Raw genomic sequence first — 24,813 nt, forward strand, 5'->3', positions numbered from 1 at the left:
GCAGGCGCTGCTCAAAAGCCCTCTTTACTCTCACCGGCCATTTTGAAAGTGTCCTTTCTGCAACCTGGAGGGAAAGATGCCGAGATTCACGGCCGGATATCCTGCCGGGTCGATCGCCGCGCCCTTCATGAGCAGGCCGCACAAACAGCCATGCGTCACTTTCAAGCAACAAGTTGAATACCAATCGCGCAATTCCATCGTTTTCCTTGTTGACTCAAGCGATATTCCGGGCAAAAACACCGCCGTCTCAAGTTTTGACGTTTGCGAGCCCCCAATGACCCGGCTGAAAGCCGACATTCTGGATATGATGTCCCTGGCCCTTGCCAGCGCTACCTTCATGCGCGGCGAGACCCGGACCGATGCCGCAACCGCACTGAAACGCACACCGAAGACCACCAAGACCACCGCTTGACGGTGCCGCTCATCCCGCCTCCCCGGGGATGGGAGGCGCCGGGAGCCGGCGACGCCCATCCAGAACCAGGGCAGCCGGCGCAGCGGGGAGACGGACAAGGACTAAGCTAAGATGGGTTTCAAGATCGCAATTGCAGGCGCCACCGGCAATGTCGGCCGCGAGATGCTCGACATTCTCGCCGAGCGCGGCTTTCCGGCGGACGAAGTCGTCGCCCTTGCCTCGCGTCGCTCGCAGGGCACCGAGGTTTCCTTTGGCGACAAGACGCTGAAGGTACAGGCCATGGAGAACTATGACTTCTCCGACACGGATATCTGCCTGATGTCCGCCGGCGGCACCATTTCCAAGGAATGGTCTCCGCGCATCGGCGCACAGGGCTGCGTTGTCATCGACAACTCTTCCGCCTGGCGCTACGACGCGGATGTGCCGCTGATCGTGCCGGAAGTGAATGCCGATGCCATCACCGGCTTCACCAAGAAGAACATCATTGCCAATCCGAACTGCTCCACCGCACAGCTGGTCGTGGCGCTGAAGCCGCTGCATGACCACGCCAAGATCAAGCGCATCGTCGTTGCCACCTACCAGTCCGTCTCAGGTGGCGGCAAGGACGCGATGGAAGAGCTGTTCAACCAGACCCGTGCGGTTTTCGTGAACGATCCGATCGAACCGGAAAAATTCACGAAGCGCATCGCCTTCAACGTGATCCCGCATATCGATGCCTTCATGGAAGACGGCTACACCAAGGAAGAATGGAAGGTTCTGGCCGAGACCAAGAAGATGCTCGACCCGGCCATCAAGGTGACCTGCACCGCCGTGCGCGTGCCCGTCTTCATCGGCCATTCCGAAGCGGTCAACATCGAATTCGAAAACGAGATCACCGCGGACGAAGCCCGCAACATCCTGCGTGAGGCGCCGGGCTGCCTCGTCATCGACAAGCAGGAAGACGGCGGTTACATCACGCCTTATGAAAGCGCAGGCGAGGACGCGACCTATATTTCGCGTATCCGCGAGGACGCTACGGTCGAGAACGGCCTCAACATGTGGGTGGTATCCGACAACCTGCGCAAGGGCGCCGCGCTCAACACCGTGCAGATCGCCGAGGTTCTGGTGAACCGCGGCCTGATCTCGCCGAAAAAAGCTGCGGCCTGAGCAGACTTTTGATATCGAGGAAAACAGGCGCCATCCGGCGCCTGTTTTTCTTTGACAATCCAGGGGAGCATGGCCACGCCATGTCCGACACGTTCAACGGGTCCTTTCAGGACTTTCTGGCCACTGCGCCCGAGGCACGCTTTACCGACTGGCTTGCCGCCCGCGCGGAACCTTACTGGACCAGTGCCTGCACGCATCCTTTCACGGCAGCCATCGGCGATGACACCATGCCGGAAGCCGCCTATGCGCGCTATCTGATCGAGGACTACACTTTTGTCACCGATCTGGCCTCCACACTTGGATACCTGGTGGCAAAAGCGCCCGGCATGCGGTCCAAATCCCGGCTCGCCGGTTTTCTGGCGCTGCTGACATCTGAGGAAAACGACTATTTTCTGCGCTCCTTTAAGGCGCTCGGTGTCCTGCCGGAAAACTACGAGACCGCAGCCCAGGGACCCGTGACCCGGGCCTTTTCCGATCTGCTTTTGACGTCTGCCGGCAAGGGCTCCTATGAAGACGGGCTCACGTGCCTGCTCTGCGCGGAATGGTGTTACCTGACCTGGGGCCTCCGGGAAGCGCAAAAACAACGCCCGGCGACCTTCTACCTAGCCGAATGGATCGACCTCCACGCCGTTGCCGGCTTTCAGGCGTTTGTCGACTGGATCAGGTCAGAGCTGGATCGGCTCGGTCCGGGCCTGTCCGCAGAGCACCAGCAGCATCTTGCCGATCTCTTCCGCCGCATGAGCGTTCTGGAAGCCGCCTTTTTTGAAACAGCCTGGACGGGCCAGGTCCCGGATCTTCCGGATAACCCCTAACGGATCGCAGCCATGTTCCTCTATGAGGCCGCCGCCCTTGGGGCGGCAACGCTCTGGGCCCTGACGGGTCTGCTGTCCGCCGGTCCGGCCCAGCACCTGGGCGCAATTGCGTTCAATTGCACGCGCATGGTCCTCGTGGCGCTGATGCTGTCCGTCTGGGTCGCCCTGACCACCGGTTGGAGCTCCATTGCCGGCGATCATCTCGTGCCGCTGGTCCTGTCCGGTTTCATCGGCATCTTTCTGGGTGACACGGCCCTGTTCCTGACGCTGAACCGCATGGGCCCCCGCCGGACCGCCATGCTGTTTTCCCTAAATGCCCCCATGTCGGCGATCCTCGGCTGGATGGTCCTTGGTGAACATCTCAACGCGACCCAGATTTTCGGCATCCTGCTGACGTTTCTGGGCGTTCTGCTGGCCATCCGTTTCGGCAAGCGCAAGTCTCAGCTGCACAAGTGGGAAAGCATTCGCGGCCCGATCTGGGTTGGTGTTCTGATCGGACTGGCCGCGGCGCTCTCCCAGTCTGTCGGCTCGCTGATCGCCCGTCCGATCATGGAAAGCGGCGCCGATCCGGTCGCGGCGTCCAGCATTCGCGTCGGCGTGGCCGCGCTCGGGCTTCTCGCGCTGACCCGGCTGCCCTTTTCCTGGGTCAAGCCGGCCGGGCGTCTGACGCTGCCCATCACCGGCATCATTGCCCTGTCCGGCCTGCTCGGCATGGGTCTTGGCATGACCCTGATCCTGTTCGCTCTGTCAGGCGGAGAAGTCGGCATTATCGCAACCCTGTCTGCCACGACACCGGTTGTCATGCTGCCCATGATGTGGTGGCGCACCAGGGAAATGCCGGCGCTTGGCGCCTGGGCCGGGGCAGCACTTGTCGTCGCCGGCAGCGCGCTGCTGTTCGTGAGCTGAACACACAACGAAAAAGACCGCCGCCCCGGAGCCGTCCGGCACAAATCAGGAGATCACGCGTCTGCAGGCTGCATGGGGTTGCCCTCCGAAAACCGCTCCGTGGGATTAATCATTGCGCTTGACGCGAGGTCTGCCCGTGACTGCAGTCACGGTTCCGGCGAAGGGAACAGCGGGCGTTCAAAATCGCACAACCGCGGTGTCTCCAGCAGCCGCAGGCGCCTTGCGAGCAAAGATCAGGCTTCGGAGATCTCCGGCGATTGCCAGCAACACCGGGACCAGGATCAGCGTGATCAAGGTTGCAAAAATCTCGCCGAAGGCGAGCGACACCGCGGCCGGGATCAGGTACCGCGCCTGTTCGGAGGTCTCGCTCATCAGGGGCAGCAGCCCGACGACCGTGGTCGCCGTGGTCAGGAAGATCGCCTGGAACCGGTCAATGCCGCAGCGCCGGATGGCGTCCCGCTCTTCCATGCCGGCCTCGCGGGACTGGAGATAGAAGGTCATCATGACGAGCGAATCGTTGACCACCACCCCGATCAGCGCCAGGACGCCGAAAAAGGACAGAAGCGAAAACGGCAGGTCCATGATCACATGCCCGAGCACCGCGCCGACAAATCCAAACGGCACGACGGACATGATGATCAGGGGCTTGAAATAGGATTTGAGCGGCACGGCCATCAGGATATAGATGAGCAGACAGGCAATCAGGATGGCGCGCAGAAACCCGCCCCTCATCTCGCCGACCTGCTCCAGTTCCCCGCCCTCATCGACGGAAAGGCCGGGATACCGGGTTTCCAGCCCTTTGGCGAAATCGTTCAGGACCGCCTGCCCGATCTCCTCCGGCGCAACGATCTCCCGGTTGACGTCGGCAAGAACGGTGGCAATCAACGCGCCATTGCGGCGTTCAATCTTTTCCGACACGTAGCGCGCCTCAATTTCGGCGATAGCGGAAAGCGGGATCCAGTCACCACCCTCTGCCTGCAGCCTCAACGCCATCAGATCCTCGATCCGGTCGCGCGCCGCCAGGGCATTGCGCACGACCACCCGGACTTCCGACGCTCCCCTTTGAATCCGCTGTGCTTCGCCGCCACCAAACGCATATCCGATCTGGCTTGCCAGGCGCTCGGACGTGAACCCGAGCGAGCGGGCTTCCGGTTTCAGCGTCAGGCGCAGCTCCGGCTGCCCGGTCAGGAAGGTATCACGCACGTTGGCAACACCCTTGAAGGTGGCCAGATGTAGCCGAAGCTCCCGGCTGGCCGCTTCCAGAAGTGCACGGTCCTTGGCAATCAGCCGGATCTGGAACCCGCCGCCAAAATCCTCAAAGCCGGAGAAGTTCACTTCGGAAACACCTTCAAGCGGCCCGATGCGCGCCCGCCAGTTTTCCAGAATGTCCAGCGTGCTTTGGTCGGGGCGCTCTGCCGAAGGCGTCAGCTCCATGTAAAGCTCGGCGGAAGTGGTGCCGGTAACAAATGCAAAGAGATGGGCAACCGGCCCCTCTCCCGAGGCGTTCACAAGGTCCGGGTCGTCCGCCAGATCCAGGGCCGCCTGTTCTATGACCGCGACATTCTTCTGCGTCAGGGAAAGGGGCGCGCGCTGGTCCATGGTCAGGGAGACCGAAATCACCTGACCCGGCACATTGGGAAAGAACACCGACTTGATCTTGCCCGCCTGCATCAGCCCGAAAACGAGCGTTGCCACGGCGACAAACAGGATCAGAACCGCATACCTGTTGCGCAACGACCAGGTCAGCACCGGCGCATACAGGCGATCGCGAAACGCCATCAGCCCCCCGCGCGCAAAGGACTGCACCTTCGCCCAGCTCCGCGAGGCCAAGCTCCGTTGCTCCGGTGGCGACATTGAAAGATGTGCCAGATGGGCGGGCAGGATGAACTTGCTCTCCAATAGCGAAAACAGCAGCGCCAGGATGACCACTCCGGCAAAGCCGGCGAGGACCTTGCCGAGCGGACTGTCGATCAGAAGCATCGGGAAAAAGGCAGCCACCGTGGTCAACACGCCGAAGACCGTTGCCACGGAAACCTTTTCGACACCGACTTCCGTGCCGCGGATCGGGTCCTCGATGCGCCGCCGCTGCTCATGCACACTCTCGCCGACAACCACCGCGTCGTCGACCAGGATCCCGAGCACGATGATGAAGCCGAATGTGGTGATGTCGTTCAGGGAATAGTCGACCCAGCCGGTTGTCGCGACCGCAAAGGCGCCGGCCAGCGAGATCGGAATGCCCATTGCCACCCAGAAGGCCAGCTTCACATTCAGGAACAGCGCCAGCATCAAGGCGACAAGGACCAGGCCCTGCACCGCACTGTTGCCGAGCAGCTCCAGCCTGTCTGAAATGTAGTCGCGGGAATTGCCCCAAAGCGCGACCTGGACGCCATCGGGCAGAGACTGCTCGACCTTCGCGACGATCTCTTCTGCGGCATCGGAGACCCTGAGCAGATTGTCTTTCCGTCCAATCAGGACTTCCATGCCGACCGACGGCCGGCTGTTGAAACGGGTCTCGATATCCGTTTCCGCAAAACCGTCTCTGATCCTGGCAATATCGCCCAGGAGTGTCGTGGTGCCGTCCGGCCACTGAACGATTGGAATCTCCTGGAAATCCCTGAGGGAGTAGGCCTGGCTGTCTGCCCTGAGGGAGATGTACCCGCCTTCCGTTCGAAGCGTTCCGCCCTGAAAATAGAGCGACGCCTTGCCGATCCGGTCCATGACATCGGCAATCGTCAGGTCCAGCCTTTCCAGGGTTCCCGGCACAAACTCAACGGAGATTTCCTGATCCTGCAAACCCCAGTTGTTGACCCTTGAAATCTCTTCGCTCGCCAGGAGATCCGCGCGCAGGTCCCGGGCAATTTTCTGCAGCGATTTCAGGTCCGTGTCGCCATAAACCTGGATATAGAGAGCCGGCACATCGAAATTGTTGGTTTCGATCACCGGCCTGCGGGCATCCTTGGGCAGATCGTAAATGCCATCGACCTTCAGCCGGACATCATCGAGCAGTTTTTGAAGCCTGTAGCCGTTGTTCTTCTGAACCTCGACAATCGACGCGCCGGGTGTCGACGAAGAGCGGATCGCCTTCACACCGTTCAAACCTTCCAGCGCCTTTTCGATCTTGCGCGTGACCTGCTCGTCCACCTGGGCGGTATAGGCATTCGGCAAGGCCGTGGTGACGCTGACGGTGTCCGCGGGGATCTTCGGAAAGCCTTCGATGCGCACGGTCAGCACGGACGAAATCCCGACCACCAGAATGAATGCCATCAGGAGGTTGGCGGCAACGGGATTGCGAATGAACCAGTTGGTCAGCCAGGTCATGCGCCGTTTTCCTTTTCAACGGGTGCGACGCGTTGGCCGGGCAGGTAGGCGCTCATCGGTAAAGGCACGACACGCAAGCTTTCCCCTTCCAAGACCGATGCCGGTGCAGGCACGACGACCTCTTCGCCATTTCGGAACAAAGCCTGCGCCGCAAAGCGCTGCAGGCGATCCGCCTTGTCCAGATACCAGACAAAGCCGTTCTGGCTGAGAGCGCTTTCCGGGATGCGCAGACTGCGCGCCACCGCCTTGCCGGGCAACCTCACACTGACAAACTGGCCAGGCAGGATGGCCAGGTTTTCCGCCTTGTCCACTTCCAGAAACACCTGGTAGCGGCGCGACTTGGGATCGAGAAAGCCCCCACCTCTCTTCACCTGGGCCGCTCCGAGAAACCGGTTGTTTTCGCTGAAGACCTGTGAATCGGTTTCCGCCCGTGACCGGTCCAGCAATGCCCATTGCTCTGCCGTCAGCGAGACGCGAATGTCGAGGATCCTGTCATCGAGAAGCGCAAACAGGACGTCACCTTCATTCACCGACTGTCCGGGACTGACCAAGCGCCTGGTGATGATTGCATCGAAGGGCGCGCGAATATGTGCGGATTCAAGGTCGTATTCCGCCGCGCCGACGCGCGCCCTGGCAGCCGCCACGGCAAGTTCGGCCACCCTGACTTCGGGTCTGTGAACGGCAAGGTCCGGCGGTTCGACGCCAGGGCGGACCGAGCGCCAGTCTTTCAGCGCAATGTCCCGTTTCTTTTCTGCCTGGAGCAGCTCCAGCTCCGCTTTTTTCAGACTGAAACGCGCTTCCTCCAGGTTGGCCACATAAGGAGCGTTCTCCAGCACCAGCAATTCGGTGCCCTTTTCGACCCGCGCACCGCCCAGGGCAGCCGGCGCTACCGCGCCGACAACACCGGCCACTCTGGATTTGAGATCCACCTGCCAGCGCGGTGTTACCTCGGCAAAAACCGACACGGTTCCAGCCTGATCACCGACCTCAACGGCGACATAGGTGACGGGACGCAAAGCGGGCGCCTTTTCGCCTTCCTCGACATCCGCAACATCTTCGAGGGTCAGGATGTAGCCGCTGGCGGCCACCAGCAGCAGCACGGCAAGCGCGATCCACATCGCTCTTATCATGGGTGTCTCCGGTCGATCAGATCTGGTTGGACAGGACTTGCCGCGAACTTGGCCCGTGGGCGTCGACCGCATTGATGCGGCGGCTGATTTCGCTGAGCCGCGACCAGCCCTGCAGGGCAATCGGCAGCATCAGCGCCGCTTCCACATATTCCCAGGAATAGGTTGCAATGGCGAAAATCTGTCCGGCTGTGATGCCGTCGATCCCGGCGCCGCAATAAAGGTTGAACGCGATGAAACCGATCTGCAGCAGGAAAATGCTGCCGTAAAGGATCGCCTCCATATCCGAGATCGACACTTCGTGCTGACGCAGCGCGCGCAGATGCTGAAAGACACCAAGCCGTCCGCCCCTGGTCAGGACATCGACCTGCCGCTCCTTCTGCTCGTTCAAACGGGCGTTGAATCGATAGAAGCTGCGATGAAAGCAGGCATAAAGCAGCAGCATACCCAGCACGACAAGCACGGATGACAGACCGAGATGCACGTCGAAATAGGTCAGCAGAACCAGGCTGACGACAATCTGGACGACCGCCGTGATCAGACCCGGCACATCTTCTTCCAGAAAATCGACCAGCTCCCGCGACATGTCGAGGCGCGCGCTGCGTTTGGACACCTGCAGGGTGGGATATCGTCGATGCAACTCGGCACCGAGATGAAGTCGGATGAAACCATAGGCCCTTGTGTCATAGATCCTGCGTCCGACCGCAAACACGCCAAGTGCCACAAGAATTGCAGCCATCCAGCCAAGTTCCTGCAACCGGCCAGCCAGCAGTCCGTCGATTGTCAGACCGACGAACAGGGGCACGAGCGCGATCAGCACGTTTTCCAGCAGCACGATGGCGCAGGTAATGGCGATCCTACCGGTGAACTGCTTCACGATGTAACCCAGGTCGATACTCGCCTGCATGTCTGTCTGCCTTCTGCCTCGATGGCCCCCGCAGTCCCCTTGGGCGAGCCCAAATCCGCTGCGCGCCCATGAAAGAGGTAAACTTCCCAAATAGTGAACGAACGTTCGCTCTTGATATAGTCAGCAAATGACAGTTTGCCAAGATGGCAGTTGATGTCCGCACTGTTGAAGGAAATGGGCCGGCGGAAACGGGGTCCACATTGCCGGGTAACATGCACCGGCACGTGCCGGGCGCGAGCTCAGGCCTGATTGAGCACCCGGCGCCGAAGCGCCTGGATCCCCGCCCCCACGGCACTTGGCTGGGCAGGTATCTGGCTCTGCACCAGCGCCGGGCCCGGGATTTTACGGCCGTAGCGATCGGGAACCCGTTGGGACGTTGCCGCGATCAGCATGTCTCGCAACGCGCTCGGCGCCTCTCCGCCAAAGACGATGGCAGCCGGATCGAGAACCGCCGTGACCGCCCGCACCAGCTGGTTCAGTGCCGGCGCGACCCGGAGAACCCAGGCCTCCACACCGGGCCAGGCCGGGTCGAAACTGGATCTGAGAATGTCGATATTCGGAACGTCGAGACCATTCTCCTGGAGATCCCTGATCAGGTACTGCAGGGCCGGACGGTTTGGTTTCTCTTCAACGAGATAGATATCCGTCAACTCACCGGCATTGCGGTTGAACCCGTAGAACGGACGGCCATCCAGCACCACGCCGCCGCCAAGGCCGAAGTTGAACGACAGATAGACGAAGGTTGGATAGTCCCTGCCCGCGCCGCTCCAGAGTTCGGCAATGGCCCCCAGCGTGCCGTTGTTCTCTGCATAGGCCGGGCAGCCGAAAGCCTCGGAGAACCGTTTTTCTATGGCAAATCCGGACCAGTTTTCCAGAAGGGGGGGCGTGGTGAAGATATTGTCCTGCGTGTTGCGAAACCCCTGGGTCGATATCCCGCAACCGGCGAGCCTGTTCGGGTCCAGTCCCAGTTTCTTCGCGCTGCGTTTCGACAGGTCCAGGGCCGCCTTTATGACGGCTTCCGGGTCGTTCGGGTTCACGTCAACCCTGCCCTCGCTCAGGATATTGCCGGTCAGATCCACCCAGACCGTTTCCACCGTGTTGGTGTCCACCGAAACGCCAAACGCGTATGCGCCGGCAGGATTGACCGCGAGACGAGGGCTTGGTTTGCCCCGCCCCTGGATCACCGGATCGCGCCGTTCCAGAAGGCCGCTTTCAAGCAGTTCTTCGGTCAATCGGTGCACGGATTGCTGAGACAGTCCGGTCGGTGCGGGCAGATCCGAACGGGCAACAACACCATTGACGCGAACAGCTTCCAGGATAGCGGCGCTGCTTGGACCGATCGGAAAAAGAGTCGATTTTTCTGAATTTTGCGGGGTCCCAACTGGCACCGTCACGGACAGAAATCCTTAATTTCAAACGAGAATCACGACGCCATCCTACCGCCCGCCTCCGGGCACGCCAATCCCTGTCATAAAATTATTACTTTTAATGAGTAATAAAAAGAATAATACTCATGACGAGTGATAAACTTTGACAGGTAAGCAATCGGGAGGAGCGAACCGGCCATGGGCGGGATCAGTGCGCGCAATCTGAAAATGGAATTCGGCGGCTTTGTTGCTGTCCGGAACGTGTCATTCGAAGTCGCTTCGGGTGAATTCGTCACGCTGCTCGGCCCGTCGGGCTGTGGCAAGACAACCCTCCTGAAGATGATTTCCGGGTTCCTGACAGCGACCCATGGCGAAATTCATCTCGCTGGCCAAGACGTCACCCGGACACCACCTGAAAAACGCGACACGGCGCTCTGTTTCCAGTCCTATGCGCTGTTCCCGCATCTGAGCGTTCTGGAAAACCTGGAATTCGGCCTGCGCCAGAAACGGGTTGCCGGCCCGGAACGCAAGACACGGCTCGACGCCGTCATCAGCGCGCTGGACCTGTCGCTGCACCTGGAGAAACTGCCCAACCAGCTGTCCGGCGGCCAGCAGCAGCGTGTCGCGCTCGGCCGGGCCCTGGTCATGCGCCCCAGCGTGATCCTTTTTGACGAGCCGCTCTCCAATCTCGATGCAAAGCTGCGTGACCAGGTACGCATCGAGATCCGGCGCATTCAGCGCGACTTCGGCCTGACGGCGATCTACGTGACCCACGACCAGGCGGAAGCGCTTGCCATGTCCGACCGGGTTTTTGTCATGAACGGCGGTGTCATCGAACAGGCCGACACGCCCGAAACGCTCTACGGCGCGCCAAAGACAAGCTTTGTCGCCGATTTCATTGGCAGCGCCAACGTGCTTGAGGCATGCGTGACCGGGAGAGACGGCAACGGCGCCGTGGAACTGGCAACGTCACTCGGACCGCTCGTCACGAAGAAGGCCGACCTGCCGGAAGGCCGAAAGGTCAAGATCTGTTGGCGGCCGGAGCACGCCGACCTGGAAGCAGGCGGCGCAAACCGTCTGACCGCACGCGTCACCCACCGGGCCTTTCAGGGGCATTTCACCGACCTCCATCTGGACATGAACGGGACGGATATCCGCATCCAGACCAACCGGCCCGGCATTCGAGAGGGCGACACGGTGTCCTTTTCACTGCAGCCGGAACAGATCGTGCTGCTGGAGGCCGTGGCATGACCCTGAAACGCTGGCTGCTTGTTCTTACCCTGCTCACGCCCGGCCTCGGACTGATCCTTGCCCTGATCGGGGTCGCGGTCTACATCGCGGCCGCCCAGTCTTTCGGCTACTACAATCTTGCCGGCGAAAGCGGCTTTTCACTGGAATTCTGGGATCGGATGCTGGACCGCAAGGTCTACAGCCGGGCAGTCGTCTATTCGATCTATATCGGTGTTCTGAGCGCGATCTTCTCTGTCATGCTGGCCTATCCCCTGGCCATCTGGCTGCGCAAACCCTTTCCAGGCTCGCTCGCTATCGGCGCCATGCTGAAGGCGCCGCTTCTGGTGCACGGCCTTGTCGCGGCCTTCCTGTTCATCAATGTCATCGCCTATCACGGCATTCTCAACCAGCTGATGCAGGGCATCGGCCTTTGGGAGGAACCGCGCCGGCTGCAGAACGACCGCAACGCCATTGGCGTCCTTATCCTGCAAACCTGGAAGAACATGCCCTTCGCGCTCCTGCTCCTGACCGGCGCCGTGCAAAGCATTTCAGATGATGTCCTGAACGCGGCAAGGGATCTTGGGGCCGGCAGTTTCGACCGGTTTCGCAAGGTGATTGCCCCGCTCACCGTCTCCGCCATGCAGGCGGCACTGATCATCATCTTCATCGGTGCGCTGGCCGATTTCAGCTTTCAGGTGATTGCCGGCCCCACCAATCGCCAGTCGCTCTCCCAACTGATGGTGTTTTTCAAGGATGGCGGGCGCTGGAACGATGCCGCCGTTGTCGGTGTGACGCTGATGCTGATCGCGATTGCCGGCTCCGCCCTGCTCGCCCTGGTCACCCGCATCACCCTGCGCGGGAGGATCGCATGACCCGGCAACGCCTGAACAAGGTTCTTCTTGCGCTGTTGCTCAGCCTGACGGCGCTCTGGCTGATCGTGCCCTTCACCATGGCGGTGCTCTGGTCCCTGGTGGATCCGTCCGAGCCCTGGACCGCCGACAAGCTGGTCCCGCCGGCAATGTCCTTCTATCGCTGGCAGCACATGTGGGAGAATTCCTCGCTCAAGACCGCGCTTGTGAATTCCTACATCCTCGCACCGTCGGCAGCCCTTGCCGCGCTTGTGCTGGCCACCCCGACCGCTTTCGCGCTTGGGCGGATCCGCTTTCCCGGCCGTGAGGTCTGCAAGCTCTTGGCGCTATTGCCCCTGATCGTGCCGCCCTTCGTCACATCGATCTTCTTCACCTCGCTGCTCTATCAGCTCGGCCTGAACACCTGGCGCTTCGGGGCGATCCTGTTCGCTCATGCCATTGTCTTCATGCCCTATGCAATCCGCATCATGACGGTGAGTTTCGAGCAGGTGCGCACCGACCATATCGATGCTGCCCGCGACCTTGGCGCCAGCACCTGGGCCCGCTGGCAGGTGGCTTATCTGCCGGCACTCAAACCCGGCATCTTCGCCTCGCTCCTGATCGTTTTCATCCAGTCGATCGAGGAATTTGCCATCGCCTTCATCGTCGGTTCGCCCGACTTCACCACCATTCCGACACTGCTCTACGGCACGCTCGGACAGGATTATGTCCGTCCCAATGCAGCGGTGTTGTCCCTCATTCTCGTCGTCCCCAACGTTATCCTGATGCTCATCCTGGAGCGGCTTCTGAAATCGGCCAATCCGGCTCTGAGTTCAGGCAAGGGCTGACGAGGATATCCCGACTGAACGGAGATCAACCGACATGCTGAAGACCCTCATTCTCTCCACCACCGCCCTTGCTCTTGGGCTGAACGTAGCCGCTGCCGCCGACCTGGCCGACATGAGCTGGGACGACATCGTCACCCAGGCCAAGGCCGAAGGTGAACTGACCTGGTACGTCTGGTATCTGCAGGATGACCTGCGCCGGGCGGTCAAGGCCTTCGAAGACGAATACGGCATCAAGGTCACCATTCCGGAAGGCACTGCCGCCGGCAACGCCGAGAAGCTCATCGCCGAACGCAATCGCGACGCCGGCGACATCGACGTCTTCGCTTGGGGCTACAACGACTTTGAAACCGTTGACCTGAGCGCCACGTTCCAGCCACTTGGCATGCTGCCGGAAGACGATGGCCGGGTCTCGGAGCTCGTCGGCATTGACGGCGCCGGTTTCGTGCTTGCCTTCTGGGGCAACCAGACCGGCATCGCCTATGATCCGGCCAAGGTCTCCGCCGACCAGCTGCCACAGACACCGGACCAGTTTGCCGCCTTCTGGACCGCCAATCCGGAGAAATTCGGTTTCAACTATGAAAAAGGCGGCTCCGGCCCCTCCTTTTACCAGAACACCTTGCGCACGCTGACCGGGGTCGATTTCTCTGATGGTGAAGTGACGGACGAAAAGCTTGCCAAGGTCGGCGAAGGTTTCGACTTCTTCAAGGACAATGCCGAGACCTATGTCGTTACCGCGTCCAACGCCGACAGCATCATCCGTGTCAGCGACGGCGAACTTTGGATGGTCCCTGCCTGGGAAGATCACCTGGCCGGTCTGCAGAAACGGGGCGAAGTCCGGTCCGAGATCAAGTTCTACATTCCAGAAATGGGCATGAACGGCGGCGGCAACGGCGTGGCCATTCCGAAAAACGCACCGCATCCGGCAGCAGCAGCGGTGTTCGTCAACTGGCTGACCTCCGCGGACACCCAGACCATGTTCAACCGCGACTTCGGCACCGCGCCGATGCACGCCAAGGCAGATGACAGCCACGCCCTTGTGCCGAACGAACAGCGCAAGAGCCGTCAGGCCTGGGCGGCTCAACCGTTCCGCAAGGCGGTCGAAGAAAGTTTCATCGAAAACGTGATCCTTGAGCGTTAAGCTGCCCCACAAACTACAGTCTCGCGTCCGCGCGGGACTGTCCTCCCTCCCATTGACCAAAAAGAAGAACAGCAATGCCTCTTCAATCCGCCTCCGGTGCACGGCCGCCTCTGAAGGAATTTCTGGCAGATCCCTCCTGGGCTCTGGCCGTCGTTGCCCATCGCGGCGCCTGGCACGGTGCACCTGAAAACTCTATCGCCTCCGTCGATCTGGCGATCCGCTGTGGCTATGAATTTGTCGAGATTGATGTCCAGGCAACGGCCGACGGCGCACTTGTCTGCCTGCATGATGACACCCTGGACCGCATGACCGGCCAGCCGGGAACCGTTTCCAGACTTCCGGCAGCCGACATCACCAGCCTCGTCCTGAAAGACGGTGCCGGAGGTTCTCAGGCGCTCCTGACATCGTCGCATCCGGCCCTTCTGGGTGACCTTCTCGATGCAACCGAAGGCAAGATCTACGTGGATGTCGACGTCAAGCATCTGCGCGACCTGGAGCAGGTCGCCGATTTTGTCCGCACGCACCCGTGGCGCTCACACATCAATCTGAAAACCCTCGTCGCAAACGAAAACGACCTGCAACGGGTTGATGACCTCGAGCAGCAAACCGGCGTGCTTGTCAAACCGGTTATCCAGGTGACTGCGGAGACCCTGGGTGCTTATCTCGGGCTTCTTCGTCAGCGGCCAACACCGCTGGTAGAGGGCCTGTTCGACAGCTTTTCCAGCTTTGAAGCCTACGCCCTGGCTGCTCGTGCATCCGGAACGGACATCTTTCTGAACACGCTCGACGCGGTGCCGTCCGCCGACGTGACGGACAGCGATTCTCTCTCCAATCCGGCTCGGGGTTGGGGCCGGTTGCTGGAACACGGGGCACGATTGCTGCAAACCGACCGCCCGGACGCCCTGAAGGCCTTCGGTGCAAGCCTTGAAAAAATCGCATCCTGACAATTGAAAATGGCCAATGTCCGCGGTTCCGACTGACTGCGGGCGTTGCCGGATTGTCTTCGGGCCCGCGGAAGACTCTGTTTTTGCGTGAAATTTTCGGAAACACTTTTAGACGGCATGCCAGTCACAAATGCCCGCCTAGTAGTTTTTACTAAGTCTTTTTTTACGAATTAACTTCAAGGTTTTCACCCTGATACTTGATGTGAAGACAGTTCTTTTTGCATGGCACAAATCCTCGCGGTTTCCGCAAATTGGAAAGATTTTCCAAGGCAGTTTGCAAAACTCGCCAGGTACTATCCTGTCAAGCACGTGCCCATCTCGAAGTTCGACCCTGAGACGCACGACGACAACACCCTGCTGCTCATCGATTTCCACAATCTGTCACCCAAGCAGCTTCATGCCCTGAAACCCTGCACCAAGAAACGCAACGATGCCTCGATCGGCCTCGTCACAATCCGCAGCCGTCAGCAGGTCCTGCAGGCACGCGAACTCGGCGTCTTTCACCTGATCGACCGGGAGGACAGGTTCTCAAACCTGCTTCTGAAACTGCGAGAACTTCTGGGGGACTATTCCAGGCCGAACCTGCCGGCAGGCCTGCCGGAAAAAACCGTCCGCACCGTCAAGAGCACATCCGCTGCATTGAGCCACTTGTCGATGGCAGCTCTTTCCGGCGCGCCCCTGCCCGTCAAAAAGCTGGCCGGCAGCGCCAAGGACATGGCCGCAACCCTTGACGCGGAGGGCCTCGACAGCTGGCTGACAGCCGTGCAGAGCCACCACAGCCACACCTACTGTCACACGATGATGGTCGCCGGTCATGCCCTGACCTTTGCAAAGGCGCTCGGCATGAGCCAGCAGGAACAGTATCTCATGGGCCTTGGCGGTCTGGTTCATGACCTCGGCAAGGTGAAGATCCCGCTCTCGATCCTGGACAAACCGGGCAAGTTGACTGCCAAGGAACGTGAGCTGGTCAACAAACATCCGATCTACAGCAAGGAAATTCTGGAATCTCGATCGGAAATGCCGAAGCCCGTGGTCGACATGGCGCTCTGGCACCATGAATTCATCGACGGCTCCGGCTATCCGGACGGTCTCAGCGGCGACGAGATCTCCGAAAGGGTCCGGCTGCTCACGATTGTCGACATCTACTCCGCGCTGACCGAAAAGCGGTCCTACAAGGACGCCGTGCCGCCACAACGTGCTCTTGCCATCATGGCAGACATGGGAGGCAAGCTGGATGCAGGACTTCTGCGCAAGTTCAGCAAGTTGATCTCGAGATCGGATTTCGGCCGCATCCGCCGCAGGGCGGTATGAGTCATGCCAAAAGGCATAGTGTCTGCGAACTTCGCTTTTGATCGCCCGACAACACAACTGACAAGCCATGCTTGCAAAAGCCTGCTGACGTCACGCGAGCGCTAGCGCCGTTTCGAAAATTTCACATGACTACATTGTAAAAAGTACGAATTAAACTCACTATATTTGCAGAATTTTCACAGTCTAACGCCCTCACAATAAATGTTTTTTTATTAAATGACCTTAGGTTCTCCTGACGCCAGTTACGTCAGACAAGGTCATTTGACGCGATGCAGATCGTCCTCACGATTGCCGATGCAAAAAAGGCATCCCGGAATTTTTTTGGTATTTCTTCGACTTACCCGGCAAAACTTGTCGTCATTTCCAAGCTGACGCCTCAGCTGCCCGGCAAGACAATCATCATTGCCGACTTCCTGGGTGCAACGGCCGCCGACGTACAGCACATCAAGAACCTGCGCGAAAGAACCCCCTATCCATTGATCGGCTTTGCCGACCTGAAAAACCGTCAGCAAGTCATGCAGGCCCGCGAACTCGGCTGCCAGGATGTCCTTGACCGGAACGAGCACCTCGGTTCGGTCCTGCTCAAACTCCGCAAGCTGCTGGGCGACTATGCGCGCCCGAAGCTGATGGGCCGTTGCTCGCCGCGCATGGCGGAAACCGTGACATCCGCCTGTTCGGCCTATGCGCAAATGTCGTCTGCTGCGCTGACAAATGCCCCTCTGCCGTTCGCGAAGCTCGAAACAAGCGCCAATCACATTGCCAATGCAATCGAGGCGGAAGGCCTCAACGCCTGGCTTTCGGCCGTCGAACTGCATCACAGCCACACGTTCTGCCACACGCTGATGGTCACGGGCCACGCCACCAATTTCGCGCAGCTGCTCGGCCTGTCAAAGGAAGAGCAGTCACTGCTCGGTCTCGGAGGCCTTGTGCATGACCTCGGCAAGGTCAAGATCCCGCTGTCGATCCTCGACAAACCCGGCAAGCTGTCCGATGCCGAACGGCAATTGATCAACAAACATCCGGTCTTCAGCAGGGAAATCCTGAAAGACAGCACCGAAGTTCCCGCTGGCGCTTACGACATTGCGGTCTCGCATCATGAATTTCTGGATGGCAGCGGCTATCCGGACGGTTTGATGGGCAATGAGATTTCCGAGCTTGTCCGGATCACGACCATCTGTGACATCTACTCCGCCCTGACCGAGAAACGCGCCTACAAGGACGCCATGAGCCCCAGGCAGGCCTTTGCAATCATGTTGGACATGAAGGGCAAGCTTGACGACCGGCTTCTGAGAACCTTCAGGGACGCCGTTCTCAGCACCGAACTCGGCCAGCTGAAACGCACGGCAACCTGATCCACCACGCAATCATTCAGTGCCAAACCAGGCTCGTGATCCGGCTTCAGTCGACAAACCGCGACCAGCGGGCATCTTTTCGATTTGCAGCGCGCCTCAGGTCATGCGCCCGGAAGCCCGGCTTCGGCGTGACAAAACATCAAGCTGGCGCTGGCTCTTCTCCGAAAGCGCCATTGCGCTAACCGCCGTAGCTTTCAATCAGGTCCGGCATGAACGGCAGGTCGGTGACACCGATGTCCTGACCGGCCTGGGTCAGAAGCGTCGACACCTGGCCGCGGTGATGGGTCTGGTGATTGAACATATGCGTCACCAGCACCCATCGCGGCCTCCGGCGTATCACCATGTCCGTTGAACGAGTCCAGTCCATGGTCTCCGCCAGCCAGTCCGAGGTGAGCTGCTCGGCAAAGGCCGAAATGTCACTGCACATCGACAGATGTGCCGCCTCAAGTTCGGCAAAGTCTTCGAAGAGATCGATGCCCATGCCCTTGACCGCATAGTGCGTCTCGGCAAACCGGCTCATCCAGACCCTGTCTGCGAAAAGAATGTGATTGAGTGTCGAGTGGATCGACCGGAAGAAAGCCCTGCGATCCTCCTTCCGCTCCGCATCACTCAATTGGCCGGCGGCCTCATAGGCCTTGCCCGTCATCCAGGCGTTGTACCGGGCCAGGCGCTGGTACAGCGCCGGATCTATCTGCATGCAGACTTTCCTTTGAACGGTGCCGACAATCCTTTTAAACAGCCTCAGGGATGGCCGTTTCAAACCGCTCACTCTCAGGATCCATGATCCTCAGTTCGCCGGACCCGATGTCAAACCAGGATCCGTGCAGTTCCAGTCCGCCTTGCTGAACGGCTTTCGCTATAAAGGGAAACGTCATGAGATTTTTCAGGGATTGACGCACGCCAGCATATTCCATTGCCAATTGCGGGTCGTCAGCCTTGTCCACCGGCATGCAGGCCATCGCAATAGCCGCTGGTTCAAGCAACTTGATCCAGCGGCCAATGAATTGCCCTGTCGCCATGGGATCATTGGCGTGTTCGCGAAAGGCCTTTACGCCGCCACATTGACCATGCCCCATCACGATGATGTGCTTGACTTTAAGGCTATTCACCGCAAATTCGATTGCCGCGCTCGTGCCATGCTGACCGTCGGTGTCTTCATAGGGTGGAACAAGGTTGGCGACATTGCGCACCACAAAAAGTTCGCCAGGGCCGACATGGAAAATGCCTTCCGGCGTGACACGGCTGTCGCAACACGAGATCACCATCACCTCGGGCTTCTGGCCATAAACAGCAAGCCGCTCATGTGTTTCCTTGTAGCGGACAAATCCCCTGTTCAGATAGTGGCCGTAGCCTTCCATCAGCTGTGCTGGAAATCTCAAAGACATGCCTCCCATCCGAAACCGCATCGCCGGGATACGGTCATTTTCCGGGAGGTTCATATCACTTGATTTGGAGAAAGCAAATTGACCGAGGCGACTAGCCGGATTGGGTGAGGCAATCCGATTAGAAGCGCTCCGCACGCAATACGGTACAATCTGTCACGGAAATAACCCCGATATGCCGTTCCACAACAGCGAACGCTGCTTCGAGCAATGTTGTCAGCCGGTCGGGCCGGATGATGCAGATGATCTGGACCATGCCACCCGCACGGGACACCTGCCCCTCCCGGCTCCAGCGCCCGGACCGGCCGCTGCCGCCCATCACCGGCAGGATCGTGTAACCTGTGACCCCGGCTTCTTCCAGCGCATCCGTCAACCGGGTTTCCAGAGGTGCTTCGATGGTGATCTCGACCCGTTTGGCGTCCTTCATCTCCATGCGCTTATCCTCCGATTGCCTGGGCGATGCTGAGATAGAGGGGAATACCAATTGTCAGGTTGAAGGGAAAGGTGATCCCCAATGACATGGTCAGATAAATCGAGGGATTGGCTTCCGGCAAGGCCACGCGCATCGCTGCGGGAACTGCAATGTAGGAAGCCGACGCGCTCAACGTCATCAACAGCACTGTGCCGCCTGCCGACAGCCCGATGAGCGTTGCTGCCGTCAGGCCCGCAAGAGAACCGATCACAGGCATCAGCATGCCGAACGCGATCAGGCCAGGCCGAAGCTGGTGCGCGCTTGCGCGCAGACCGCGACCGGCCACAAGGCCCATATCGAGCAGAAAGAGGCAGAGAACACCCTTGAACGGGGCGACGATGAAACTTTCGATCTCGGTCAGGCCTTTCGGTCCGGTCATGAACCCGATGACAAAGGAGCCGACAAGAAGCACGATCGAGCCGTTCAGAAGAATTTCCCGCCACAGCCCTTTGGTGTCCTGGGCCCGGTCTGATCCGTCGACGGGTTTGGCAAAGCGGGCCACCAGCCAGAGGGCAGACAGGATGGCAGGCGCTTCCATGATGGCCGCCACGGCAACCATGTAGCCTTCGCTGGCAATGCCCTGGCTCTGCAGAACCGAGGTCGCAGCCACGAAGGTCACGATCGAGATCGAGCCGTAGTGACCCGCAACCGCCGCCGCATCGGTGACACTGAGGGCCGTCATCACCCGCAGCAGACCAAAGGCTGCGAACGGAATTGCGAAGGACAGGACAAGACCGGCCAGCATGCTCAGGAGCAGATTGGCATCGACCCCGTGCTCACTGACACTGACGCCACCCTTGAAGCCGATGGCAAACAGCAGGTAGATCGACAGGGCCTTGGCGGCCGCTTCCGGCACAGACAGATCGGAGCGCACCAGCGCCGCCAGAAGACCAAGCGCAAAGAAGAGGATGATCGGCGACAACAGGTTCTGTGCCGCCAAGGCCAAGATCGTTTCTGCCAATGCCCGCTCACCCCTTTGCACCGCCGACAACCGGCGCGTCATCAAATCCAGCAAATACGTATGATTACGTATTCGCGGCGGGTGTTACCAAGGACGTCGCGGAACTGCAATGAAAATCGACCTGTCTAGCGCCTTTGGTTAGAGCAAGACACAGAGATCAGGTCGCAACGTTGACCTCGTGCGGCGTCTCGCCTTCTGCGTGATCTTCATAGGCATGGCGGATGTTGTCCGCCGGCAATCGGTCAACGGGTCCCGGCAATGGATGAACCGGCCCGTGGTCAATGCCGGGTTCAAGCGCCTGCAAGGCCGCTGCCCGATAGGCGGCTACGCCGTCCAGTGTGTGATTTTCAGAGTGATGAGCATCAACAAGAACTGCCGGATTGTCATCGGACACTCCGGTATCTGTTTCATGGCGCTCTGCGGTGTCACGCTTTTTTCTGCGGTCGTAGCCGGTGCCGTCACCGTCCCGGTCCGCGGGATACTCTGTCGCATGCGCCACGACCTGGGCCGGAACCGGCCGTTCAATCGTCGCCATTTCGGCCTCCTGGCCATTCAGAGAGAACCGCCTTCTGGCGGAACCCACCGAATCTCTCAACAAAGAGTTAACAAAGCTTTACGTAACGTTAAGCAATTGTTTTTCCGGAGACAACCGATGGGCAGGCGCAGGAATCAGTATCTGGAACCGTCTAGGCCGCCTTTTCCGCTTCACTGCCAACGATCCGGACAACGTCCGTCATGATGTCCGTGAGCTGGAAATCCTTTGGCGTATAGACAGCAGCAACACCCATAGCCTTGAGCTGGCGCTCGTCTTCTTCCGGTATGATGCCACCGACAACAACGGGAATATCATCCGCCCCCGCCGCCCTGAGCCTCTCCATGACATCGCGAACCAGGGCCAGATGTGACCCGGAGAGGATGGACAGACCGATCACGTGCACATCTTCCTCGACCGCAGCGTTGACGATCTGCGACGGCGTCAGGCGGATGCCCTCATAGACCACTTCCATACCGCAGTCGCGGGCCCGGACGGCAATCTGCTCCGCGCCGTTGGAATGACCGTCAAGGCCCGGCTTGCCGACCAGGAATTTCAAACGCCGTCCCAGTTTCGCAGACACAGCTTCGACATCGCCGCGGACGGCCGCCAGATCGCCGGCATCGTCACTCACGCTCTGCCCGACACCGGTCGGGGCCCGGTACTCGCCAAAGACTTCGCGCAAGGCGCGGCCCCATTCGCCGGTGGTCACACCTGCCTTGGCCGCGGCAATGGAAGGTTCCATGATGTTGCGGCCTTCCTGGGCCGCAGATTTCAGTTCGGCAAGCGCCGTCTCGACGGCCGAGGCGTCCCGTGCATCGCGCCAGGCGGCGATTTTCTCGACAGCTTCAGCTTCCACATGCTCCGGAACGGTGAGGATTGCACCGTCTTCGCCTCCCGAGAGCGGCGAGGGTTCGCTTTCGGTCCACTTGTTGACCCCGACCACGGCCTGATCACCACCTTCGATGGCCGCAAGGCGAGCGGAATTGGCCTCCACCAGCTTGCGCTTCATGTAACTGGAATCGACGGCGGCCACCGCGCCGCCCATCGCGTCGATGCGCGCCAGCTCTTCGCGCGCTTCGGCCTTCAGGGCTTCGACCTTGCGGGTGATTTCTTCCGAACCATCAAAGATATCGGCATATTCCAGAAGATCGGTCTCGTAGGCGACGATCTGCTGCATCCTCAAGGACCATTGCTGGTCGAACGGCCTCGGCAGCCCCAGCGCCTCATTCCAGGCCGGCAGCTGCACGGCCCGGGCCCGGGCATTCTTCGACAGCACAACGGCCAGCATCTCGATCAGGATGCGATAGACATTGTTTTCCGGCTGCTGCTCGGTCAGGCCGAGGGAATTCACCTGAACCCCGTAGCGGAAGCGGCGATACCGCTCATCCTCGACACCGTAGCGTTCCCGGCAGATCTCGTCCCAGAGCTCGGTGAAGGCGCGCATCTTGCACATCTCGGTGATGAAGCGCATGCCCGCATTCACAAAAAAGGAAATCCGGCCGACGGCCTTTGGAAAATCCTCCTCGGGAATGGCACCGCTGGCCTTCATGGAATCCAGAATGGCGACTGCCGTTGCAAGAGCAAAAGAGAGCTCCTGAACCGGTGTCGCGCCCGCTTCCTGCAAATGGTAGGAGCAGACATTCATCGGATTCCATTTGGGCATGTTGGAATAGGTCCAGGCGATCACATCCGTGGTCAGCTTCAGCGACGGCGCCGGCGGGAACACATAGGTGCCGCGGGACAGGTATTCCTTGATGATATCGTTCTGGGTCGTGCCCGCCAGGAGATTGCGGTCCGCACCCTGCTCGTCCGCGGCGGCAATATAAAGCGACAGAAGCCAGGGCGCCGTGGCGTTGATCGTCATGGAGGTGTTCATGCGTTCCAGGGGGATGTCCTGGAACAGGGTGCGCATGTCGCCCAGATGGGCCACCGGCACACCGACCTTGCCGACTTCGCCGCGCGCCAGCAAGTCGTCCGGATCGTATCCGGTCTGGGTTGGCAGATCGAAGGCAACGGACAAGCCGGTCTGACCCTTGGCAAGATTGCTACGGTAAAGCTTGTTCGATTCGGCGGCGGTCGAATGCCCCGCATAGGTGCGGAAAATCCAGGGGCGGTCGCGGTCCTGTTTTTTCTCTTGCCCTGTGCTCATGCCACTTCTCCTCCTAAGGCATTCTGCTGCCTGATTTTTTGTCGCCCCGACAAGACCTTTATCTGCCCGTTTCTCCCGTTCAGGCACAGTCTGCCGGATATTGCGCGCCTGCGAAAGTTTTTCTCGCAATGCAAAATATGCTTGGCATCAAAACGCAAGTTAAGCAATAGTCGTATAGATCGACGCAGCATTTTTGAACAATAGTTGCGCAAAACCGGGTTTCGACCCGATCATGCATTGTGCAAATGCGAAATTCTAAGGCCAGCCCTGGGAGGGGAGAATGACAGCAGCCGCCGAAGCCAACGACAACCAGACGCGCGAGGATGCTCCGGTGAAAGACCTTTACGAAATCGGCGAAATTCCGCCGCTGGGTCACGTTCCGAAGAACATGTATGCCTGGGCCATCCGCCGCGAGCGCCATGGCGCCCCGGAAGATGCCATGCAGCTGGAGGTCGTGCCGACCTGGGAGCTCGACAGCCACGAGGTCCTGGTTCTGGTGATGGCCGCCGGCGTGAACTACAACGGCATCTGGGCCGGACTTGGTGAGCCGATCAGCCCGTTTGACGGCCACGGCGCCGCCTACCACATCGCCGGGTCGGATGCGTCCGGGATCGTCTGGGCCGTCGGCGACAAGGTCAAGCGCTGGAAAGTGGGCGACGAGGTTGTCATCCACTGTAACCAGGATGACGGCGACGACGAGGAGTGCAACGGCGGCGATCCGATGTATTCCAACACCCAGCGCATCTGGGGCTATGAAACGCCGGACGGCTCCTTTGCCCAATTCACCCGCGCCCAGGCCCAGCAGCTGATGCCGCGGCCCAAGCACCTGACCTGGGAGGAAAGCGCCTGTTACACACTGACACTGGCAACCGCCTACCGCATGCTCTTCGGCCACCATCCGCATGAGCTGAAACCCGGCCAGAATGTCCTGGTCTGGGGCGCCTCCGGTGGTCTCGGGTCCTATGCCATCCAGCTGATCACGGCCGCCGGCGCCAATGCCATCGGCGTGATTTCCGATGAAGACAAACGCCAGTTCGTCATGGATCTCGGCGCCAAGGGCGTGATCAACCGCAAGGACTTCAAGTGCTGGGGCCAGCTGCCGACGGTCGGTTCGCCGGAATATGCCGAATGGTTCGCGGAAGCCCGCAAGTTCGGCAAGGCGATCTGGGAGTTCACCGGCAAGGGCAACAATGTCGACATCGTCTTTGAGCATCCGGGCGAGGCGACCTTCCCGATCTCAACCTTCGTCTGCAAGAAGGGCGGCATGGTCGTCATCTGCGCCGGCACGTCGGGCTTCAACTGCACCTTCGACGTTCGCTACATGTGGATGCACCAGAAGCGCCTGCAGGGCTCGCACTTCGCGCATCTGAAGCAGGCGGCGGCAGCCAACAAGCTGATGATCGAGCGGCGCATCGATCCCTACATGTCAGAGGTCTTCCCCTGGGATCAGATCCCCAAGGCCCATACTAAGATGTGGAAGAATGAACACGCGCCCGGCAACATGTCCGTTCTGGTCTGTGCCCCGACAACCGGCCTCAGAACGCTTGAGGACGTGATTGACGCCGGCAAGCGCTAAAGCTCCCCGAAAGGCTCAGGCAGAGCAGCCTGTTAGAGCCTCATGCAGCCTGGCCAGCCCGTTTCGACGGGC

Annotated in this window: 22 protein-coding genes; 12 read left to right on the top strand and 10 right to left on the bottom strand. The window is 59.9% G+C overall.

What is annotated here, in order from left to right; genetic code table 11:
• Nucleotides 1-274 precede the first annotated feature (274 nt).
• The 4 genes from CHH27_RS27725 (at nt 275) to CHH27_RS17635 (ending at nt 3,276) form a co-directional block, all read left to right on the top strand.
• Complete coding sequence (locus tag CHH27_RS27725; RefSeq protein ID WP_157738969.1) at nt 275-412, top strand: hypothetical protein; 138 nt, start codon at nt 275-277, stop codon at nt 410-412.
• A gap of 111 nt (nt 413-523) precedes the next feature.
• Nucleotides 524-1,558: an aspartate-semialdehyde dehydrogenase gene (locus tag CHH27_RS17625; protein ID WP_094072742.1), complete on the top strand. Its 1,035-nt coding sequence runs from the start codon at nt 524-526 to the stop codon at nt 1,556-1,558.
• A gap of 80 nt (nt 1,559-1,638) precedes the next feature.
• Nucleotides 1,639-2,370 (top strand): TenA family protein, encoded by a 732-nt coding sequence (locus tag CHH27_RS17630; RefSeq protein ID WP_094072743.1) that lies wholly within the window; start codon nt 1,639-1,641, stop codon nt 2,368-2,370.
• A 12-nt stretch (nt 2,371-2,382) separates the two neighbouring features.
• On the top strand, nt 2,383-3,276 hold the full coding sequence (locus tag CHH27_RS17635) for a DMT family transporter (protein ID WP_094072744.1): 894 nt from the start codon (nt 2,383-2,385) through the stop codon (nt 3,274-3,276).
• Nucleotides 3,277-3,453: 177 nt separating this feature from the next.
• Here CHH27_RS17635 and CHH27_RS17640 read toward each other — a convergent pair whose 3' ends face one another.
• The 4 genes from CHH27_RS17640 to CHH27_RS17655 form a co-directional block, all read right to left on the bottom strand.
• On the bottom strand, nt 3,454-6,594 hold the full coding sequence (locus CHH27_RS17640) for an efflux RND transporter permease subunit (protein ID WP_094072745.1): 3,141 nt from the start codon (nt 6,592-6,594) through the stop codon (nt 3,454-3,456).
• The gene (locus CHH27_RS17645) at nt 6,591-7,724 is read right to left on the bottom strand and encodes an efflux RND transporter periplasmic adaptor subunit (RefSeq protein WP_157738970.1); all 1,134 of its coding nucleotides are present in this window, start codon (nt 7,722-7,724) and stop codon (nt 6,591-6,593) included. Before CHH27_RS17645 ends, CHH27_RS17640 begins: the two co-directional genes overlap by 4 nt.
• A gap of 16 nt (nt 7,725-7,740) precedes the next feature.
• A complete protein-coding gene (locus CHH27_RS17650; protein WP_094072747.1) occupies nt 7,741-8,628 on the bottom strand; it encodes an ABC transporter six-transmembrane domain-containing protein in 888 nt (295 codons plus the stop codon).
• A gap of 239 nt (nt 8,629-8,867) precedes the next feature.
• Nucleotides 8,868-10,022: an ROK family protein gene (locus CHH27_RS17655; RefSeq protein WP_157738971.1), complete on the bottom strand. Its 1,155-nt coding sequence runs from the start codon at nt 10,020-10,022 to the stop codon at nt 8,868-8,870.
• 171 nt (nt 10,023-10,193) lie between these two features.
• On the opposite strand from CHH27_RS17655, the gene CHH27_RS17660 reads away from it, so the two are divergent.
• The 7 genes from CHH27_RS17660 (at nt 10,194) to CHH27_RS17690 (ending at nt 17,666) form a co-directional block, all read left to right on the top strand.
• Nucleotides 10,194-11,246 (top strand): ABC transporter ATP-binding protein, encoded by a 1,053-nt coding sequence (locus tag CHH27_RS17660; RefSeq protein WP_094072749.1) that lies wholly within the window; start codon nt 10,194-10,196, stop codon nt 11,244-11,246.
• On the top strand, nt 11,243-12,097 hold the full coding sequence (locus CHH27_RS17665; RefSeq protein WP_094072750.1) for an ABC transporter permease: 855 nt from the start codon (nt 11,243-11,245) through the stop codon (nt 12,095-12,097). The genes CHH27_RS17660 and CHH27_RS17665 overlap by 4 nt, the downstream gene beginning before the upstream one ends.
• Entirely contained in the window at nt 12,094-12,921 is an 828-nt protein-coding gene (locus tag CHH27_RS17670; protein ID WP_094072751.1) for an ABC transporter permease, read from the top strand. Before CHH27_RS17665 ends, CHH27_RS17670 begins: the two co-directional genes overlap by 4 nt.
• Before the next feature lie 34 nt (nt 12,922-12,955).
• Nucleotides 12,956-14,059, top strand: a complete 1,104-nt coding sequence (locus tag CHH27_RS17675) for an extracellular solute-binding protein (RefSeq protein ID WP_094072752.1) — start codon at nt 12,956-12,958, stop codon at nt 14,057-14,059.
• Nucleotides 14,060-14,133: 74 nt separating this feature from the next.
• Nucleotides 14,134-15,003 carry a glycerophosphodiester phosphodiesterase family protein gene (locus tag CHH27_RS17680; protein ID WP_094072753.1) on the top strand — a complete coding sequence of 290 codons (870 nt, stop codon included), beginning with the start codon at nt 14,134-14,136 and terminating at the stop codon, nt 15,001-15,003.
• A gap of 309 nt (nt 15,004-15,312) precedes the next feature.
• Nucleotides 15,313-16,314 (top strand): HD-GYP domain-containing protein, encoded by a 1,002-nt coding sequence (locus tag CHH27_RS17685; protein ID WP_157738972.1) that lies wholly within the window; start codon nt 15,313-15,315, stop codon nt 16,312-16,314.
• Nucleotides 16,315-16,583: 269 nt separating this feature from the next.
• On the top strand, nt 16,584-17,666 hold the full coding sequence (locus CHH27_RS17690) for an HD-GYP domain-containing protein (RefSeq protein WP_094072755.1): 1,083 nt from the start codon (nt 16,584-16,586) through the stop codon (nt 17,664-17,666).
• Between the two features lie 178 nt (nt 17,667-17,844).
• On the opposite strand, the gene CHH27_RS17695 is transcribed toward CHH27_RS17690, so the two are convergent.
• The 6 genes from CHH27_RS17695 to CHH27_RS17720 all read right to left on the bottom strand — a co-directional run bounded on the left by CHH27_RS17695 (nt 17,845) and on the right by CHH27_RS17720 (nt 23,165).
• Nucleotides 17,845-18,363 (bottom strand): DinB family protein, encoded by a 519-nt coding sequence (locus tag CHH27_RS17695; RefSeq protein ID WP_094072756.1) that lies wholly within the window; start codon nt 18,361-18,363, stop codon nt 17,845-17,847.
• A gap of 34 nt (nt 18,364-18,397) precedes the next feature.
• A complete protein-coding gene (locus CHH27_RS17700; protein ID WP_371681739.1) occupies nt 18,398-19,186 on the bottom strand; it encodes a carbonic anhydrase in 789 nt (262 codons plus the stop codon).
• Complete coding sequence (locus tag CHH27_RS17705; RefSeq protein ID WP_094072757.1) at nt 19,170-19,481, bottom strand: P-II family nitrogen regulator; 312 nt, start codon at nt 19,479-19,481, stop codon at nt 19,170-19,172. Before CHH27_RS17705 ends, CHH27_RS17700 begins: the two co-directional genes overlap by 17 nt.
• A gap of 4 nt (nt 19,482-19,485) precedes the next feature.
• Nucleotides 19,486-20,481, bottom strand: a complete 996-nt coding sequence (locus CHH27_RS17710; RefSeq protein ID WP_247646125.1) for a sodium-dependent bicarbonate transport family permease — start codon at nt 20,479-20,481, stop codon at nt 19,486-19,488.
• A 157-nt stretch (nt 20,482-20,638) separates the two neighbouring features.
• Nucleotides 20,639-21,016: a hypothetical protein gene (locus CHH27_RS17715; RefSeq protein ID WP_157738973.1), complete on the bottom strand. Its 378-nt coding sequence runs from the start codon at nt 21,014-21,016 to the stop codon at nt 20,639-20,641.
• A gap of 151 nt (nt 21,017-21,167) precedes the next feature.
• Nucleotides 21,168-23,165 (bottom strand): protein meaA, encoded by a 1,998-nt coding sequence (locus CHH27_RS17720; protein WP_094072760.1) that lies wholly within the window; start codon nt 23,163-23,165, stop codon nt 21,168-21,170.
• Nucleotides 23,166-23,445: 280 nt separating this feature from the next.
• On the opposite strand from CHH27_RS17720, the gene ccrA reads away from it, so the two are divergent.
• A complete protein-coding gene (ccrA, locus tag CHH27_RS17725; RefSeq protein ID WP_094072761.1) occupies nt 23,446-24,741 on the top strand; it encodes a crotonyl-CoA carboxylase/reductase in 1,296 nt (431 codons plus the stop codon).
• Nucleotides 24,742-24,813 lie beyond the last annotated feature (72 nt).

This window comes from Labrenzia sp. VG12, from assembly GCF_002237595.1.
In the GTDB taxonomy this organism is placed as follows: domain Bacteria; phylum Pseudomonadota; class Alphaproteobacteria; order Rhizobiales; family Stappiaceae; genus Roseibium.